General features: G+C 54.6%; 13 protein-coding genes and 2 tRNA genes. 8 read left to right on the plus strand and 7 right to left on the minus strand.

Annotated features, from left to right (window positions below; all coding sequences use genetic code 11):
* Positions 1-27: 27 nt before the first annotated feature.
* A complete protein-coding gene (gene alaC, locus OWK27_RS05980; protein ID WP_176609817.1) occupies positions 28-1,263 on the minus strand; it encodes an alanine transaminase in 1,236 nt (411 codons plus the stop codon).
* A gap of 386 nt (positions 1,264-1,649) precedes the next feature.
* Here alaC and OWK27_RS05985 point away from each other — a divergent pair, with 386 nt between their 5' ends.
* Together OWK27_RS05985 and OWK27_RS05990 are read left to right on the plus strand one after the other, a co-directional pair.
* A complete protein-coding gene (locus tag OWK27_RS05985; protein ID WP_148419978.1) occupies positions 1,650-3,347 on the plus strand; it encodes a sensor histidine kinase in 1,698 nt (565 codons plus the stop codon).
* A 13-nt stretch (positions 3,348-3,360) separates the two neighbouring features.
* Complete coding sequence (locus tag OWK27_RS05990) at positions 3,361-4,092, plus strand: LytR/AlgR family response regulator transcription factor (protein ID WP_242171857.1); 732 nt, start codon at positions 3,361-3,363, stop codon at positions 4,090-4,092.
* A gap of 35 nt (positions 4,093-4,127) precedes the next feature.
* Here OWK27_RS05990 and glk read toward each other — a convergent pair whose 3' ends face one another.
* The gene (gene glk, locus OWK27_RS05995) at positions 4,128-5,093 is read right to left on the minus strand and encodes a glucokinase (RefSeq protein ID WP_267590020.1); all 966 of its coding nucleotides are present in this window, start codon (positions 5,091-5,093) and stop codon (positions 4,128-4,130) included.
* Between the two features lie 205 nt (positions 5,094-5,298).
* Between glk and OWK27_RS06000 the strand changes: the two genes are divergently transcribed.
* Positions 5,299-6,534: an ion channel protein gene (locus OWK27_RS06000; RefSeq protein WP_267590021.1), complete on the plus strand. Its 1,236-nt coding sequence runs from the start codon at positions 5,299-5,301 to the stop codon at positions 6,532-6,534.
* Here OWK27_RS06000 and ipdC read toward each other — a convergent pair whose 3' ends face one another.
* A complete protein-coding gene (gene ipdC, locus OWK27_RS06005) occupies positions 6,535-8,193 on the minus strand; it encodes an indolepyruvate decarboxylase (protein ID WP_267590022.1) in 1,659 nt (552 codons plus the stop codon).
* A gap of 185 nt (positions 8,194-8,378) precedes the next feature.
* Between ipdC and mgrA the strand changes: the two genes are divergently transcribed.
* Together mgrA and OWK27_RS06015 are read left to right on the plus strand one after the other, a co-directional pair.
* Entirely contained in the window at positions 8,379-9,377 is a 999-nt protein-coding gene (gene mgrA / locus OWK27_RS06010) for an L-glyceraldehyde 3-phosphate reductase (RefSeq protein WP_267590023.1), read from the plus strand.
* A gap of 126 nt (positions 9,378-9,503) precedes the next feature.
* Positions 9,504-9,845 (plus strand): DUF2502 domain-containing protein, encoded by a 342-nt coding sequence (locus tag OWK27_RS06015; protein WP_193354521.1) that lies wholly within the window; start codon positions 9,504-9,506, stop codon positions 9,843-9,845.
* 29 nt (positions 9,846-9,874) lie between these two features.
* On the opposite strand, the gene OWK27_RS06020 is transcribed toward OWK27_RS06015, so the two are convergent.
* Complete coding sequence (locus OWK27_RS06020) at positions 9,875-11,113, minus strand: Nramp family divalent metal transporter (protein ID WP_148419985.1); 1,239 nt, start codon at positions 11,111-11,113, stop codon at positions 9,875-9,877.
* A gap of 345 nt (positions 11,114-11,458) precedes the next feature.
* On the opposite strand from OWK27_RS06020, the gene nupC reads away from it, so the two are divergent.
* On the plus strand, positions 11,459-12,646 hold the full coding sequence (nupC, locus tag OWK27_RS06025; protein ID WP_148419986.1) for a nucleoside permease NupC: 1,188 nt from the start codon (positions 11,459-11,461) through the stop codon (positions 12,644-12,646).
* 44 nt (positions 12,647-12,690) lie between these two features.
* Here nupC and OWK27_RS06030 read toward each other — a convergent pair whose 3' ends face one another.
* From OWK27_RS06030 to OWK27_RS06040, 3 genes are all read right to left on the minus strand, one after another.
* The gene (locus OWK27_RS06030) at positions 12,691-14,880 is read right to left on the minus strand and encodes an EAL domain-containing protein (RefSeq protein ID WP_267590024.1); all 2,190 of its coding nucleotides are present in this window, start codon (positions 14,878-14,880) and stop codon (positions 12,691-12,693) included.
* Positions 14,881-15,091: 211 nt separating this feature from the next.
* Positions 15,092-15,167, minus strand: a tRNA-Ala gene (locus tag OWK27_RS06035).
* 41 nt (positions 15,168-15,208) lie between these two features.
* Positions 15,209-15,284, minus strand: a tRNA-Ala gene (locus OWK27_RS06040).
* A gap of 218 nt (positions 15,285-15,502) precedes the next feature.
* Between OWK27_RS06040 and OWK27_RS06045 the strand changes: the two genes are divergently transcribed.
* On the plus strand, positions 15,503-15,865 hold the full coding sequence (locus OWK27_RS06045; RefSeq protein WP_148419988.1) for a YfeC-like transcriptional regulator: 363 nt from the start codon (positions 15,503-15,505) through the stop codon (positions 15,863-15,865).
* 1 nt (position 15,866) lies between these two features.
* The gene (locus OWK27_RS06050; RefSeq protein WP_267590025.1) at positions 15,867-16,253 is read left to right on the plus strand and encodes a YfeC-like transcriptional regulator; all 387 of its coding nucleotides are present in this window, start codon (positions 15,867-15,869) and stop codon (positions 16,251-16,253) included.
* Positions 16,254-16,269: the final 16 nt, after the last annotated feature.

A 16,269-nucleotide genomic window follows, 5' to 3' on the forward strand; every position in this document is an offset into this window, starting at 1 on the left:
GCCAGCGGCGCCTGTTTTTTTTGTCGGTTACGATTCCGGTTGTTCCGCCACGCTCTTCGTCGCAAGCAGGCCGTCGGCACGGAACATGCTTTTTATTCCCCGCACGGCCTGACGAATACGGTCGCTGTTTTCGATAAGCGCAAACCGAACGTGCGTATCGCCGTAGTCACCAAAGCCGATGCCCGGCGAGACGCACACCTTTGCATCCTGAAGCAATTTTTTAGCAAATTCCAGCGAGCCCATCGCCGCATACGGCTCGGGAATTTTCGCCCAGACGTACATCGACGCTTTTGGCATTTCCACCATCCAGCCGGCTTCATGAAGCCCTTTGACCAGCACGTCACGGCGGCGCTTGTACTGGGCGGCGATGTCGTGCACGCACTGCTGATCGCCCTCCAGCGCCGCGATGGCCGCGACCTGCAGCGGCGTAAAGGTGCCATAGTCGTGGTAACTTTTAATCCGCGCCAGGGCGCTCACCAGCGTCTTGTTCCCGACCATAAAACCTATACGCCAGCCCGCCATGTTGTAACTTTTCGACAGCGTAAAGAACTCAACCGCCACGTCACGGGCGCCGGGCACCTGCATAATTGACGGGGCTGTCCAGCCGTCATAGACGATATCGGCGTAGGCCAGATCGTGTACCACCAGCACGTCGTAACGCTTCGCCAGGGCCACCACTTTCTCAAAGAATTCCAGTTCGACACACTGCGCCGTTGGGTTTGACGGGAAGCCGAGGATCATCATCTTCGGCTTCGGGTAGCTTTCGCGAATGGCACGTTCCAGCTCGTTAAAGAAGTCGACGCCTTCCACCAGCGGTACCGAACGAACCTGCGCGCCGGCAATCACCGCACCGTAAATATGAATCGGGTAGCTCGGGTTTGGCACCAGTACGGTATCGCCATGATCGAGGGTCGCCAGCATCAGGTGCGCCAGCCCCTCTTTCGAGCCGATGGTCACGATCGCTTCACTTTCGGGATCGATATCGACCTGATAGCGATCCTGATACCAGCGTGAGATCGCCCGGCGCAACCGGGGAATACCCCGCGACGTCGAATAGCCGTGCGTATCAGGACGCTGGGCAACCGTGCAGAGTTTTTCCACAATGTGGGGAGGCGTAGGGCCGTCAGGATTACCCATGCTGAAATCAATAATGTCTTCGCCGCGCCGACGCGCAGCCATTTTCAGTTCAGCAGTGATGTTAAAAACATAAGGGGGGAGACGATCGATACGCGTAAAACGGCGTTCAGGACTGAATTCAGCCATAGGTTCCTCAGAGTCACGTTAGCGCCCGGACCGTCCGAGCGACGCTGCCACCAGCGTGGCATGCCTAGAAAATAACCTGAAGAAAAAGATGCTGTCGAGGGGCAATCGACAAAAAAACATTTTGCACTAAAACGGGAATCACATCGCAGTGAAAAGCGGAACCATTATCGCGAGCGGCCAGTTTTTACCGCTACGATTTAACAGGTTGTTATCAGTATCTTTACCTGGCATTTTCCGACAAACGGAAACGCAGCGTCTTTCAGTCAAAAGCGAACAATCCCCTTTGAGAATTATGGTTTTTCCTCATTTGATAAATCTGACGGATAACTGGCGATCGGACGCGAGGTTTTTTATCATAGCTTTTTCCCGTATTCCCAGGCCTGACCGTGCACGAAATCTTCAATATGCTCCTGGCGGTGTTTGACCGCGCGGCGTTAATGCTGATCTGTCTGTTTTTTCTCATACGCATTCGCCTGTTCCGCGAGCTTTTGCATAAATCTGCCCACTCACCAAAAGAGCTCCTGGCCGTCACGTTCATCTTTTCGCTGCTTGCCCTGTTCAGTACCTGGTCCGGCGTGCCGGTAGAAGGCTCGCTGGTCAACGTGCGCATCATCGCCGTGATGTCAGGCGGGATCCTCTTTGGCCCCTGGGTCGGGATTATTACGGGCATTATCGCCGGTACCCATCGTTACCTGATTGATATTGGCGGCGTGACGGCAATCCCCTGTTTTATCACCAGCATTATCGCCGGGGTGCTCTCCGGCTGGATTAACCGCAAATTCCCGAAAAAACAGCACTGGCGGGCGGGGATTATCGCCGGGATGATCTGCGAAACGCTGACCATGATTCTGGTTGTCGCCTGGGCACCAACCGTTGCGCTGGGGCTGGATATCGTCTCGAAGATCGGCATTCCGATGATCCTCGGCAGCGTCTGTATCGGTTTTATCGTGCTGCTGGTGCAGAGCGTGGAAGGGGAAAAGGAGGCCAGCGCCGCACGTCAGGCCAAGCTGGCGCTGGATATTGCCAACAAAACGCTGCCGCTTTTCCGTCACGTTAACGCCGAATCGTTGCGCCAGGTGTGCGAGATCATCCGTCGGGATATTCACGCCGATGCGGTTGCCATCACCAATATCAATCACGTGCTGGCTTACGTGGGCGTGGGTGAACATAACTATCGCGACAATGACGACACCATCAGCCCCACCACCAGACAGGCGATTAACTACGGTAAAATCATCATTAAAAACAATGATGAAGCCCACCGAACGCCAGAGATCCACTCGATGCTGGTGATCCCCCTGTGGGAAAAGGGCGTAGTGACGGGGACGCTGAAAATTTACTACTGCCATGCGCACCAAATTACCTCCTCGCTTCAGGAGATGGCGATTGGCCTGTCGCAGATCATCTCTACCCAGCTTGAGGTTTCCCGCGCCGAGCAGCTGCGGGAGATGGCAAATAAGGCAGAGCTGCGTGCGCTGCAAAGTAAAATCAATCCCCATTTCCTGTTTAACGCCCTGAATGCTATCTCCTCCTCCATCCGTCTTAATCCGGACACCGCACGCCAGCTGATTTTCAATCTGTCACGCTATCTGCGCTACAACATTGAGCTGAAAGACGACGAGCAGATCGACATCAAAAAAGAGCTATACCAAATCAAGGATTACATCGCCATTGAGCAGGCGCGCTTTGGCGATAAGCTCACCGTCATTTACGATATTGATGAAGAGGTCAACTGCGTGATCCCAAGCCTGCTGATCCAGCCGCTGGTGGAAAACGCCATTGTTCACGGCATTCAGCCGTGTAAAGGCAAGGGCGTGGTAACGATTAGCGTGACGGAAAGCGGCAACCGCGTGCGTATTGCCGTCCGCGATACCGGACACGGCATTGATCCAAAAGTGATTGAGCGCGTTGAATCTAACGAAATGCCGGGCAATAAAATTGGGCTGCTGAACGTGCATCACCGGGTCAAGCTACTGTTCGGCGACGGGCTGCACATTCACCGCCTTGAGCCGGGCACCGAAATCGCCTTTTATGTTCCAAATGAACGAACCCCCGTTCATGCCCCCATATCCTTGTTGCCGTAAGCCGGAGTAACGCATGAAAGTAATCATCGTAGAAGATGAATTTCTGGCTCAACAGGAGCTGAGCTGGCTGATTAAAACCCACAGCCAGATGGAGATTGTCGGCTGCTTTGACGACGGTCTGGACGTGCTGAAATTTTTGCAGCATAACCGGGTCGACGCCATTTTTCTCGATATCAATATTCCCTCGCTGGACGGCGTCCTGCTGGCGCAAAATATCAACCAGTTCGCCCACAAGCCGTTTATCGTGTTTGTCACTGCCTGGAAAGAGCATGCGGTGGAGGCCTTTGAGCTGGAGGCGTTTGACTACATTCTCAAGCCGTACCAGGAGTCGCGGATTATCAGCATGCTGCATAAGCTGGAGGCGGCATGGCAGCAGCAGGCGCAGCCCGCAGGCAACAGCCCGGCAGCGCGGGAAAACGACACCATTAATCTGGTGAAGGACGAGCGGATTATCGTCACGCCGATCGACGATATTTACTATGCCGAAGCGCATGAAAAAATGACGTTTGTTTATACGCGGCGTGAATCCTACGTGATGGCAATGAACATTACCGAATTCTGCAACAAACTGCCGGCCGCCCACTTCTTCCGCTGCCACCGTTCGTTCTGCGTGAACCTGAACAAGATCCGCGAAATCGAACCCTGGTTTAATAACACCTACATTTTGCGGCTTAAGGATCTGGATTTTCAGGTGCCGGTAAGCCGCAGCAGGGTTAAAGCGTTCCGCCAGCTAATGCACCTGTAGAATGTTCCCTCTCCCGCAGGAGAGGGAGGCGGTTGTCAGAGGATCTGACCGAGCACCTGACGCAGATGCGCACCGGCGCCAAGCAGGCCTGGATTATCGTGGACAATCAGGTAAACGGGGATGTCCTGCACGTAGCTTTTAAAGCGTCCTTTGTCTTCGAAGCCGCCGCGGAAACCGGAGGCGGTAAAGAAGTCGAGGAAGCGCGGCACAATCCCGCCCGCAATATAGACGCCGCCAAAGGTGCCGAGATTCAGCGCCAGGTTGCCGCCGAAGCGTCCCATGATTACGCAGAACAGCGACAGCGCACGTCGGCAGTCGATACAGCTGTCTGCCAGCGCGCGCTCGGTTACATCTTTCGGCCGCAGATTTTCCGGCAGACGGCCGTCTGATTTCACAATTGCGCGATACAGGTTCACCAGCCCCGGCCCGGACAGCACGCGCTCGGCCGACACGTGGCCAATCTCCGCGCGCAGCTCCTCAAGAATGATCCCCTCTTCTTCGCTGTTCGGCGCAAAATCCACGTGACCGCCCTCGCCCGGCAGGCTCACCCAGCGCTTGTCGACGTGGACCAGGTGCGCTACCCCGAGGCCCGTGCCAGCGCCATAAACGGCAATCGGCTTGCCTTCCACCGGTGTAGTGCCGCCGAACTGGATCAGATGCTCGGGCTTAAGCATCGGAATAGCCATGGAGACCGCGGTGAAGTCGTTAATAATTTCAAGGTGAGAGAAACCGAGGTTTTTCTGCATTTCGGCAATGGAGAATGCCCACGTGTGGTTGGTCATCGCCACCCAGTCGCCGGTGATCGGGCAGGCAATGGCGATACAGCCGTCTTCCACGTTAACGTGATGCTCTTCCAGATAGACGCGAACCACCGCTTCCAGGCTTGGGTAATCCAGCCCTGAATAGGTTTTCGCCCGGGAAATTTCACCGCTATTCACATCGCACAGGGCAAGGCGCGCGTTGGTGCCGCCCACATCACCTACCAAAGCATACTTTGTCATTCTTCTACTGCTCCGCTAAAGTCAGAATAAATCTTTGGGACACTGTAAATTCAAGGCGTGATAACAACAACGACCAGAAGGTGACTGCCCATGGATTATCGATCTTCGTCACATAATAACTTTACCGTTTCAGCACCTTTTGCACTATTGCCACAATGCTGATTGTGCAAAGTAACGTTAAGCCGTTTTGTACAAGGAAATCATCATGCTCCATCCGCGAGCCAGAACCATGCTGTTATTGGCTATCCCGGCGCTGATTATTGGCGTAGCGTCGAGCCTGGTGCTCATTGTCGTCATGAAAGTGGCGTCGGTGCTGCAAACGATATTATGGACAGCGCTTCCGGTAAAACTGGGCATCAGCATTGACTCGCCGGGATGGATCGTGATGATGCTGACCCTGACCGGGATAGCCGTGGGTCTGGTTATCCGCTACAGCCCGGGTCATGCCGGTCCCGATCCGGCACTGGAGCCGTTGATTGGCGAGCCAATCGCTCCCTCTGCGTTGCCGGGGCTCATTATCGCGCTGATTCTCGGCCTTGCGGGTGGCGTCAGCCTCGGCCCCGAGCATCCCATTATGGCGGTTAACATCGCGCTGGCGGTTTTTCTGGGAGCGCGTCTCTTCCCGCGCGTCGGCGCGCTGGACTGGACGATCCTCGCCTCCGCCGGGACCATCGGAGCGCTGTTCGGCACCCCCGTCGCGGCTGCGCTCATCTTTTCTCAAACCCTCAGCAGTAATCAGGACGTGCCGCTGTGGGATAAACTTTTTGCGCCGCTGATGGCGGCGGCGGCGGGGGCACTTACCACCAGCCTGTTTTTCAATCCCCACTTTTCCCTCCCTATCCCCCACTACGGCCAGATGCAAATAGCCGATATTCTCAGCGGTGCCGTCGTCGTTGCGATAGCGATCGCGCTGGGAATGGTCGCGGTGTGGTGCCTTCCGCGCCTGCATCGGCTGATGCACAGGCTGAAGCATCCGGTGCTGATTCTGGGCACGGGTGGCTTTATTCTGGGCGCATTAGGCGCGATCGGCGGGTCGGTAACCCTGTTCAAGGGCCTGGACGAGATGCAGCAGCTGGCGTTCAGCCAGGTCTTCAGCGTTTCGGATTATCTGCTGTTTGCGCTGGTGAAGCTGGCGGCGCTGGTGGTGGCCGCGGCGTGCGGCTTCCGCGGGGGGCGTATCTTCCCGGCGGTGTTTGTTGGCGTCGCGCTGGGGCTTATGCTGCATGAGCATGTTGACGCTGTTCCTGCGGCGATTACCGTCTCCTGCTCCATCCTGGGGCTGGTACTGGTGGTGACGCGCGATGCCTGGCTGAGCCTGTTTATGGCGGCCGTGGTCGTTCCGGATACCACGCTTCTGCCGCTGCTCTGCATCGTGATGTTGCCCGCCTGGCTCCTGCTGGCGGGCAAACCGATAATGATGGGATGGCGAAACGACGGATAATCAGGCGTTATTACGCGCCTCCAGCGCTTTCGTAAGCGCGCTCAGCAGCGGTGGGATATCGGCTTTCGGCAGCATTACTTCTATCAGCGAAAGCCGCTCATGGTGCGCCACTTTATCCAGCACCTCCGCCAGCTCCTCCGCTTCGCTGACGCGCCAGCACTCGGCCTCGGGCGCCAGGCTCAGCGCCTGCGGGATCTGCGTCCAGTTCCAGAGGGCGATATCGTTATACCGCTGCTCTGGCCCGTGGATGGCCCTTTCAACCGTGTAGCCTTCGTTGTTCAGTACCAGAATAATCGGGCGCTGCTTGTCGCGTAACATGGACCCCAGCTCCTGAATGGTCAGCTGCGCGGCGCCGTCCCCCGTCAGGACGATTACGCGTCGGTCCGGGCACGCCGTTTGCGCGCCAAAGGCCGCTGCCAGCGTGTAGCCAATCGATCCCCAGAGCGGCTGGACGATAAAGTTCACGTCTGCCGGTAGCCGCAGATCGATAGCGCCAAAAGCGGACGTGCCCTGATCGGCCAGAATGATGTCGCCGGGGCGAATAAACGTCTGCAGCGTGCGCCAGAAGCTCTCCTGGGTGAGCGAGCCTTCGACGGTCGGGAAGGAATAGCCGCTGGGATCCGATGGCGCTCGCATATCGCTAACGTGCGCTTTGCACAGCGCCGTGAGCGTTTCAATGGCCTGGCGCATCGGGATCCCCGTAAACCAGACGTCACCCACGCGAGCAGCATGGGGCTGAACCTCTATCGTCTGGGCGGAAGTCAGCTGGTGGGTAAACCCTGCAGTGAGCGTATCGGTAAAGCGCGTACCAATGCACAGCACCGTATCGGCCCCCTCAATCGCCATCTTGACCGAATCGGCACTGGCCGAGCCGCTATAGGTGCCGTAGAAACCGCTCTGTCGTTCGTCAAAGATCCCCTTGCCCATAAGCATGGTCGCGTGCGCCATCGGCACCTCGTTGACCCATTTCTGAAGGGCAGCCCGCAGCCCATGGCGGAGCACCAGGAAATCCGCCAGCAGCGCCGTGCGCTTACTCATGGACAGGCGCTTTTCGGCAGCTTCACGGAATGCCTGCAGGCAGGCAGCATCGGCCGGAGCGGGGTCCATCGTGAGAGCGCTTACAGGCGGAGTGGCGGCTTTTTTGGCAACATCGGCAGGCAGCATCAGGTAGCCCGGACGACGCTCCCTCAGCATGGTGGTGAGCACCCGGTCAATTTCATAGCAGGCGTTTTGTTCCGTCAGCACCGCCTGCGCAACCGTAATCGGCTCGCTCATGTGGTAGAAGTGGCGGAACTCACCATCGCCAAGCGTATGGTGCAGTAACTCACCGCGCTGCTGGGACGCCATGCCCGGTGCCCCCACAATATGGAGCACAGGAACGTGTTCAGCAAAACTGCCCGCCACCCCGTTCATGGCGCTTAATTCCCCTACGCCGAATGTCGTCAGGAGCGCGGCAAAGCCCTTGCAGCGGGCATAGCCGTCCGCGGCATAAGACGCGTTCAGCTCGTTGGCACAGCCCACCCAGCAGATGTCCGGGCTGTCTATCACATGGTCGAGAAACTGCAGGTTATAGTCGCCCGGCACGCCAAACAGATGATCGGCACCACAATCTGTAAGACGGTCCAGCAGGTAATCGGCGACGCAATATGGGGTACGCATATACAGGTGTCCTTCTGACGTTGACCTCCCTCTGAGTATTAAATAAGCGTGAAGCGTGTCCAGAATTGGCGACAAACAGGTTATGGAAAGAATGCTTTACGAAAAAAGCTCGGCTATTCTCATTTTCTTCAGGTTTGTGTAAACGCATACACTGACTTTTCTTATCTTCGCCAGAGGACATGACTATGGGCTATCAGCCTGACAAAAATCGTTACCAGACAATGCAGTACCGCCGCTGCGGGCAGAGCGGACTCAGGCTACCCGCCATCTCGCTGGGCCTCTGGCATAATTTTGGCGACACGACGCTACTCGAAAACAGCCGTCAACTTTTACAGCGCGCCTTTGATTTGGGTATTACGCATTTTGACCTTGCCAATAACTACGGCCCGCCTCCCGGCTCAGCCGAACGCAACTTCGGGCGCATCCTGCAGGAGGATTTCCTGCCCTGGCGCGATGAGCTGATCGTCTCCACCAAAGCGGGCTACACCATGTGGGACGGGCCCTACGGCGACTGGGGTTCGCGTAAATATCTGATCTCCAGCCTGGATCAGAGCCTCAAACGCATGGGACTCGAGTATGTGGATATTTTCTATCACCACCGTCCCGATCCGGAAACGCCGCTCGGTGAAACGATGAAAGCGCTTGACCATCTGGTGCGCCAGGGCAAAGCGCTGTACATCGGCCTGTCCAACTACCCGGCAGAGCTGGCGCGACAGGCGATTGAAATACTGGAGGATCTGGGCACGCCCTGTCTTATCCACCAGCCGAAGTACTCCATGTTCGAACGCGCTCCGGAAGCGGGTTTGCTCCAGGTGTTGCAGCAGAAAGGGGTGGGGTGTATTCCCTTCTCTCCCCTGGCGGGCGGACAGCTGACCGATCGCTATCTCCACGGGATACCCGCAGATTCCCGCGCAGCCAGCGGCAGTAAGTTTCTTAACCCAGAGCAGATAACCGAAGAGAAACGGGAAAAGGTACAACAGCTTAACGCTCTGGCCGAAAGCCGCGGGCAGAAGCTGTCGCAGATGGCCCTGGCGTGGGTACTGCGCCATGAAGCCGTTACCTCAGTGCTGATTGGTGCAAGTAAGACCGCACAAATCGATGATGCGGTCGGCATGCTGGGGAATTTGCATTTCTCTGCGGACGAGCTAATCGCGATCGACAACATACTCGGTAGCACAACATAAAATCATCTTTAGCAAAAAGTGCTCTCACCTGTGATTTCGGAGTTGAGGCGATGATAAGGGACTTTACCACCCCTTAATATTGCGTTAACAGGCCGGACAACGGCCCCGATCGTGAAGGAGAAAAGTATGTTCAGGTCACTGATTCTTGCAGCGGTATTACTGGCTTCGGCCCCGCTGGTCGCCACTGCGGGCGAAATCACCCTGTTGCCATCCGTAAAATTACAAATTGGCGATCGTGATGACTACGGCAGATACTGGGACGGTGGCTACTGGCGCGACCGTGACTACTGGCATCGTCATTATGAATGGCGTAAAAACCGCTGGTGGAAACACGACAACGGCTATCACCGCGGCTGGGATAAACGCAAAGCCTATGAACGCGGCTACCGTGAAGGCTGGCGCGACCGCGATGACCGCCACGGCGGCAGGGGTCACGGGAGAGGCCGCGGACACGGCCATCATCATTAATTTTGAAAGGAGCCTTGCGGCTCCTTTTTTTATAGCCCTGCGATTGTGCCGACCAGCAGCCACAGGTTTAGCGCCACGACCACCAGCACGATGGCCCATCCGGTGCGTTTCACCAGCGCCGTATTGACCAGCTCGCCCATCAGCGTTTTGTCACTGGTAAAGATCAGCAGCGGCACCAGCGCAAGCGCAATTCCGAAACTCAGCAATACCTGGCTCATCACCAGAATGCGGGTTGGATCCAGCCCCATCAGAATGACAATAAAAGAAGGCAGCATAGTTACCGAGCGACGCACCCACAGCGGAATATGGAAACGGACAAAACCCTGCATAACCACCTGGCCTGCCAGCGTGCCTACAACCGTCGAAGAGAGACCGGCGGCAACGAGGCTCAAGCCAAAAATTGTGGCAGCGGCATGGCTCAGCAACGGCTCCAGCGTCAGATAGGCCTGATCGAGATCGGCAACACCGGTATGTCCGTTAAAGTGGAAGGCGGCAGCGGCGGTCGCCATCATTGCCAGATTCACAAATCCGGCGATGGTCATCGCGATAGCCACGTCCCATTTCGACGCGGAGTAACGCTCCTTACTCGTCCCCCCATGCAGGTTCTGGGTCAGGGAAGAGTGGAGATAAATAACGTGCGGCATGATGGTTGCCCCCAGCACCCCGGCCGCCAGAAATACGGCTTCGGACGTAGGTAGCGAAGGGATTACCATTCCCTTCGTCAGCTGCGCCAGGTTCGGCTGAGAGAATACCAGCTCAACGATATAGGCGGCAGCGACAAACAGCAGCAGGCCGCCAATAACTTTCTCCAGCGGTTTTTGTCCCCGCCGCTGAAGCATCAGTATAAGAAACGTGGCGATACCCGTCAGCACAGCCCCCTGCAGCAGGGAGACGCCGAGGATGAGCTTGAACCCGATCGCCGCCCCGATAAACTCGGCGAGATCGGTGGCCATGGCGATAATTTCCGCCTGAACCCAGTAAAACCATACCGCCGGTCGCGGATAGTGGTCGCGGATTTGCTCCGCCAGGTTTTTTCCGGTGGCAATGCCGAGTTTGGCCGAGAGCATCTGAATCAGCATTGCCATCAGATTAGCCCACACCACCACCCACAGCAGCTTATAGCCGAAACTGGCTCCGGCCTGAATATTGGTCGCAAAATTACCCGGATCGATGTAGCCAATAGCGGCAATGAATGCAGGTCCCATTAATGCGAACCGCAACTTGCGTGCCGCCCTGCCGCTGCTACGCTCTACGCGACTGTTAGTCATTTCTGCCTCTGGAAATATAGCCTTTGCTATGTTTTATGCTATCAAAATGAGAATGATTATCAAGATCATTTAAAGTGGTTAACATGATTTCTCTGATAGCCGGGAACGATAGACAGGCAGGTGGAGCGATATCACAGAATGTGATAATGCACGAACATTTGTGAAGCGTAGCACACAAACTTAACTTTTCACTCATTTACCTAACATAACAAAAATGTATTGTTGATCACTATTTTTGAGACTCGTCACAGGATGTAACTATAGTGTGGCCTTGATCTCGTTTTCTTTGTGCTTGTTACATAGAATGTGCACGGAAATTAAACCTGCCTCATATTTGGAGCAAATATGGACCGCGTCCTTCATTTTGTCCTGGCACTCGTTGTCGTTACTGCACTTGCACTGCTGGTCAGCACAGACCGCAAAAAAATTCGTATTCGCTATGTTGTCCAGCTGCTGGTCATTGAAGTTTTACTTGCGTGGTTCTTCCTGAACTCCAACGTAGGCCTCGGCTTCGTGAAAGGCTTCTCCGAAATGTTCGAAAAACTGCTCGGATTTGCCAACGAAGGGACAAACTTCGTCTTTGGCAGCATGAACGATCAGGGTCTGGCCTTCTTCTTCCTGAAGGTTCTCTGCCCTATCGTCTTCATCTCCGCCCTGATCGGGATCCTGCAGCACATCCGCGTTCTGCCCGTGGTTATCCGTGCGATTGGTTTCCTGTTGTCCAAAGTCAACGGCATGGGCAAGCTGGAATCGTTCAACGCCGTCAGCTCGCTGATCCTGGGCCAGTCTGAAAACTTTATCGCGTATAAAGATATCCTCGGCAAGATGTCCCGCAACCGCATGTACACCATGGCGGCGACCGCAATGTCTACCGTTTCCATGTCTATCGTGGGCGCGTATATGACCATGCTGGAGCCAAAATACGTGGTTGCGGCGCTGGTTCTGAACATGTTCAGCACCTTTATCGTTCTGTCGATCATCAACCCATACCGCGTGGACGCCAGCGAAGAGAACATCCAGATGTCCAACCTGCATGAAGGACAGAGCTTCTTCGAAATGCTGGGTGAATACATTCTGGCTGGTTTCAAGGTCGCGATTATCGTTGCCGCGATGCTGATTGGCTTCATCGCCCTGATCGCAGCGCTGAACGCCCTGTTTGCGGCCGTTCTGGGGATCTCCTTCCAGGGTATCCTGGGCTACATCTTCTATCCGGTTGCCTGGGTAATGGGCGTGCCGGCGCACGAGGCGCTGCAGGTGGGAAGTATCATGGCAACCAAGCTGGTTTCCAATGAATTCGTGGCGATGATGGATCTCCAGAAGATTGCCAGCACGCTGTCTCCACGTGCGGAAGGTATCCTGTCCGTGTTCCTGGTCTCCTTCGCGAACTTCTCTTCTATCGGTATCATCGCTGGCGCGATTAAAGGCCTGAACGAAGAGCAAGGTAACGTGGTTTCTCGCTTCGGCCTGAAGCTGGTTTACGGTTCAACGCTGGTGAGCGTACTGTCTGCCTCTATTGCAGCTCTGGTTCTGTAATACTGACCGCTTAACGAAAACCGGGAGCTTTCGCTCCCGGTTTTTTATGTCTCCAGCGCCGTGAGCGGCACAGGCTTGCCGATTAAGTACCCCTGCATGTAATCCACGCCAAGGCCCAGCAGCGCCTCACGCTGTTCCGGCGACTCTACATATTCAGCCACCACGCAAAGGGATTTTGTTTTTGCCAGATTGCAAATGGACTGCACGATCATCGCATCCATGCTGTCGGTACAGATATCTTTCACAAAGCAGCCATCAATCTTGATGATATCGGCCTCCAGCCGCTTCAGGCGCTCAAAATTGGCATATCCGGTACCAAAGTCATCAATGGCGATACGAAAGCCGTAATCCCGCAGCTGCTGGATATTCTTCATGCTGCTGCCCGAGTCGGAAAACGCCTGCTCCTCCGTTATCTCGATAACGATATCCTGCGGCGCGACGGCATAGCGTTCAAAAAGCGCGATAATCTCTGCTGCACTCTCATTTTGCATTAACGTCAGCGGCATCAGATTAACGGAAAAACGCGTTCCGGCCTCGCTGGACGGGTGATCGCGCAGCCAGACCAGCAGCTTTTCCACCACGTTGAGGTCGAACCGGTGGCTCAGGTTAAACTGCGCAATCAGCGGAATAAAACGATCCGGGGTGACGATCTCGCCCTCACTTTCCAGGCGAGAAAGAATTTCGAAGTAGCCTTCCCCGCGCGCGTTCTGAATGGGCTGGGCGTACAGGTGAATCCCGCCGATATCCAGGGCGCGTTTGATACGGGCCAGCATCAGCACCCTGTCCGTTGTCTGTCCGGAGACATCGTCCAGACTGTTCGTTAACGCCAGCACATTATGCCCCGCACAAGACTGCTCGGAGAGCCAGCTCAGCTGTCCCAGCGTGTGGTGCAGGCTTTCACCATCCGGCACTTCTCCCCAGGATGCGCCAAACTCAATGTCCAGCTCCGTCTTGTTCCAGATAATCTTACGGCTGTTCAGATGGTCAACCATGTATTGCAGCCGCTCGGCGGTGCCCGGCCCCAGCAATACCAGAACCAGCTCGCTTCCAGGCAAATGGAAGAGCTTCTCGTCTTTTTGCAAAAGCGGTTGCAGCGACGTGGCAATCATCTTTTTACAGTGCACGCGCATAAGAATGCCGTAGTAGCGGCTCAGGAACTCGAGGTTATCCAGGCGCAGACAACACACCCTGGCTTCTGGATGTGTTTGCAGGAACGCTTCCAGCGCGCGGACGTTGGGCAAACCGGTGAGCGGATCGGTAAGTGCCCTGTCCTGCCAGCCCTGCTTTAGCCACTCGCTTTTCTGGTAAATCCGCGACATAAAAAGCAGGCAGATGGCGAATGAGATCAGAACGGACAGGATAAAGGAGAGCGAGTGACCCGACTCAACGCCGTTGAGGAAATTATAATTATAGGTCAATAGCATAAGCGCCGACGCTGCCCACAGCAGCGAGATGGGAGCATAGCTCAGGCGACCAATACCAAGCGTAAAAAGAATGAAAACTAAAGGCATCAAATAGCCTGCTATAATCTGCGATTCAAAAGGCGCGCACAAAATTGCAATGAGGGAGACTAAAAGCATTAGCCACACTACTGTAAATACGGCTTTTCTGTCTGCGAACAGAGGCTTAACGCTGCGTCGCCAGAACGTGCGGGCATAACGGGGATTAATAATCATTCTTAATGGATAATAGAACATCATGGTAAAAATCAGCGCGGCGCAAATCAGGCTCTGAATATCGATAACATTATAAATTGCGGAGCCTTCGCCGAAATAAGAGGAGATTGTCACCGGAAAATCAAATAAATAGCCAGCCAGATACATTGATAATTTGATACCGACAGGTACCATAAAACCGAGCCAGAATATATGAATACCAACAGACTTATTTGGCATGCTGTACCGCCAGCGCTTGCCCAGCAGCAGGCGGATTACGCCGCATGCCGCAAAAACCGCGAACGTCTGACAAAATAATAGCGCGGCAGATTGTAGCGGTGCTAAATCAAAATTATATATGTTAGTAAAACTAAAACCAAACAGCAGCGGAATGACTGCCCGTCGCCCGAATAACAGCACGATGGCGAGCATGGCGCTCAGCGGCAACCATGCTAAATAAACATCATTTTCGTTTACAATGGCGCGCGGAGAAACATAACGGGAAAGGGGTATCACAAACAGGCATAGCGCCAGGGCAATGATAAATATCTTTACATTATTGTATATTTTTCTATTCATTAATTAAGAAAATCTATTTTACCATCGTCTTATTGACCGCATGGATAATAGGTTTATTAATTGCACGAATCAAGTTCAAGTCTAATTATGGACATGTTTATTGATTTGGATTGAGGTGAGGTATAGAAAACGACGTAATCGGCAACAAAACCCGTAAAAATATTTTACAACATATAAAAAAACCCCCGTCTTGCGACGAGGGTTTAAATTTTGGTGGAGCTAAGCGGGATCGAACCGCTGACCTCTTGCATGCCATGCAAGCGCTCTCCCAGCTGAGCTATAGCCCCACATGTTACTTTACCGACCGCACTCTGTTGGGTTCAGAGTTTGGTGGAGCTAAGCGGGATCGAACCGCTGACCTCCTGCATGCCATGCAGGCGCTCTCCCAGCTGAGCTATAGCCCCATAGTAAAGCTGTCATGTTGACGGGCGGCATAATATGAATTCCGCCGCAGAGTGTCAACGGCAAATTCAGTCTCTGCCTTTCAATCGCCGAAAAATCATGCAAATAAACCACTTTGCGAGCCTGCTCGCAGTCAGGAGTTAAGCCTGTCACGTTTTCACGTAAAACGGTGCTATAAAATGAACCACTAAATTAACCCCACAGATATTCAGGAAATTGCATGATCAAGGAACGAATGACGCCAGAAGAGTTAGCCTTGCTGACTGGCTATAGCCGACAGACCATCAATAAATGGGTACGTAAAGAGGGTTGGATTACTTCGCCAAAGCCAGGCGTTCAGGGCGGCAAGGCGCGTCTGGTACACGTCAATGATAAGGTGCGCGACTTTATTCGCAGCGCGCGCCGGGCAACAGAGACGCCGGACATGCCGGAAAATGCTTACCACGACGGTTCGCTTCATGCCCTGCTTCTGACGCTGGCGAATGAAATGACGCCGGATGAGCAAAAGCAGTTAACCTCTCTGTTACTGCGGGAAGGGATTACCGGATTATTGCAACGTTTAGGGATTCGCGAACAGAGCTGATATGAAAAGATTACGCAGCAAAATGACCACGGAAGAGCTGGCGGACAGTCTGGGCGTAGCCCGACAAACCGTTAATCGCTGGATACGACAAAAAGGCTGGAAAACAGAGGGCATTAACGGTGTAAAGGGTGGAAGAGCAAGGGTGGTCTGTATTGATGCTCACGTAAAAGAGCATATCATCAGCCTTCCTGCCATTCGTAACCGACGCGCCGTATACCAGCTGGCGGAAAGTCCCTCCCCGTATGTCGTGGCGACCTCAGCGAGCCTGCTTCCGCAAATCATCGACTCGCTGGAAAACATGACGACTGCTGAACAGGAACGTTTACGCACGTTGCTCGCCCGCGAAGGTTTGCAGGGTTTTCTTACACGTCTCGGTATTGCTGAATAGCAGACATAAAAAACGG

Source organism: Enterobacter cloacae complex sp. 2022EL-00788 (assembly GCF_026627565.1).
Classification (GTDB): domain Bacteria; phylum Pseudomonadota; class Gammaproteobacteria; order Enterobacterales; family Enterobacteriaceae; genus Enterobacter; species Enterobacter pasteurii.

Coding starts and splice junctions, on each gene's coding strand:
- OWK27_RS06030 (WP_267590024.1), bottom strand. CDS start 14,880: ATGAATAGAAAAATATACAATAATGTAAAGATATTTATCATTGCCCTG.
- ipdC (WP_267590022.1), bottom strand. CDS start 8,193: ATGCGTACCCCATATTGCGTCGCCGATTACCTGCTGGACCGTCTTACA.
- glk (WP_267590020.1), bottom strand. CDS start 5,093: ATGACAAAGTATGCTTTGGTAGGTGATGTGGGCGGCACCAACGCGCGC.
- OWK27_RS06015 (WP_193354521.1), top strand. CDS start 9,504: ATGTTCAGGTCACTGATTCTTGCAGCGGTATTACTGGCTTCGGCCCCG.
- OWK27_RS06020 (WP_148419985.1), bottom strand. CDS start 11,113: ATGACTAACAGTCGCGTAGAGCGTAGCAGCGGCAGGGCGGCACGCAAG.
- alaC (WP_176609817.1), bottom strand. CDS start 1,263: ATGGCTGAATTCAGTCCTGAACGCCGTTTTACGCGTATCGATCGTCTC.
- OWK27_RS05990 (WP_242171857.1), top strand. CDS start 3,361: ATGAAAGTAATCATCGTAGAAGATGAATTTCTGGCTCAACAGGAGCTG.
- mgrA (WP_267590023.1), top strand. CDS start 8,379: ATGGGCTATCAGCCTGACAAAAATCGTTACCAGACAATGCAGTACCGC.
- nupC (WP_148419986.1), top strand. CDS start 11,459: ATGGACCGCGTCCTTCATTTTGTCCTGGCACTCGTTGTCGTTACTGCA.
- OWK27_RS06045 (WP_148419988.1), top strand. CDS start 15,503: ATGATCAAGGAACGAATGACGCCAGAAGAGTTAGCCTTGCTGACTGGC.
- OWK27_RS06050 (WP_267590025.1), top strand. CDS start 15,867: ATGAAAAGATTACGCAGCAAAATGACCACGGAAGAGCTGGCGGACAGT.
- OWK27_RS06000 (WP_267590021.1), top strand. CDS start 5,299: ATGCTCCATCCGCGAGCCAGAACCATGCTGTTATTGGCTATCCCGGCG.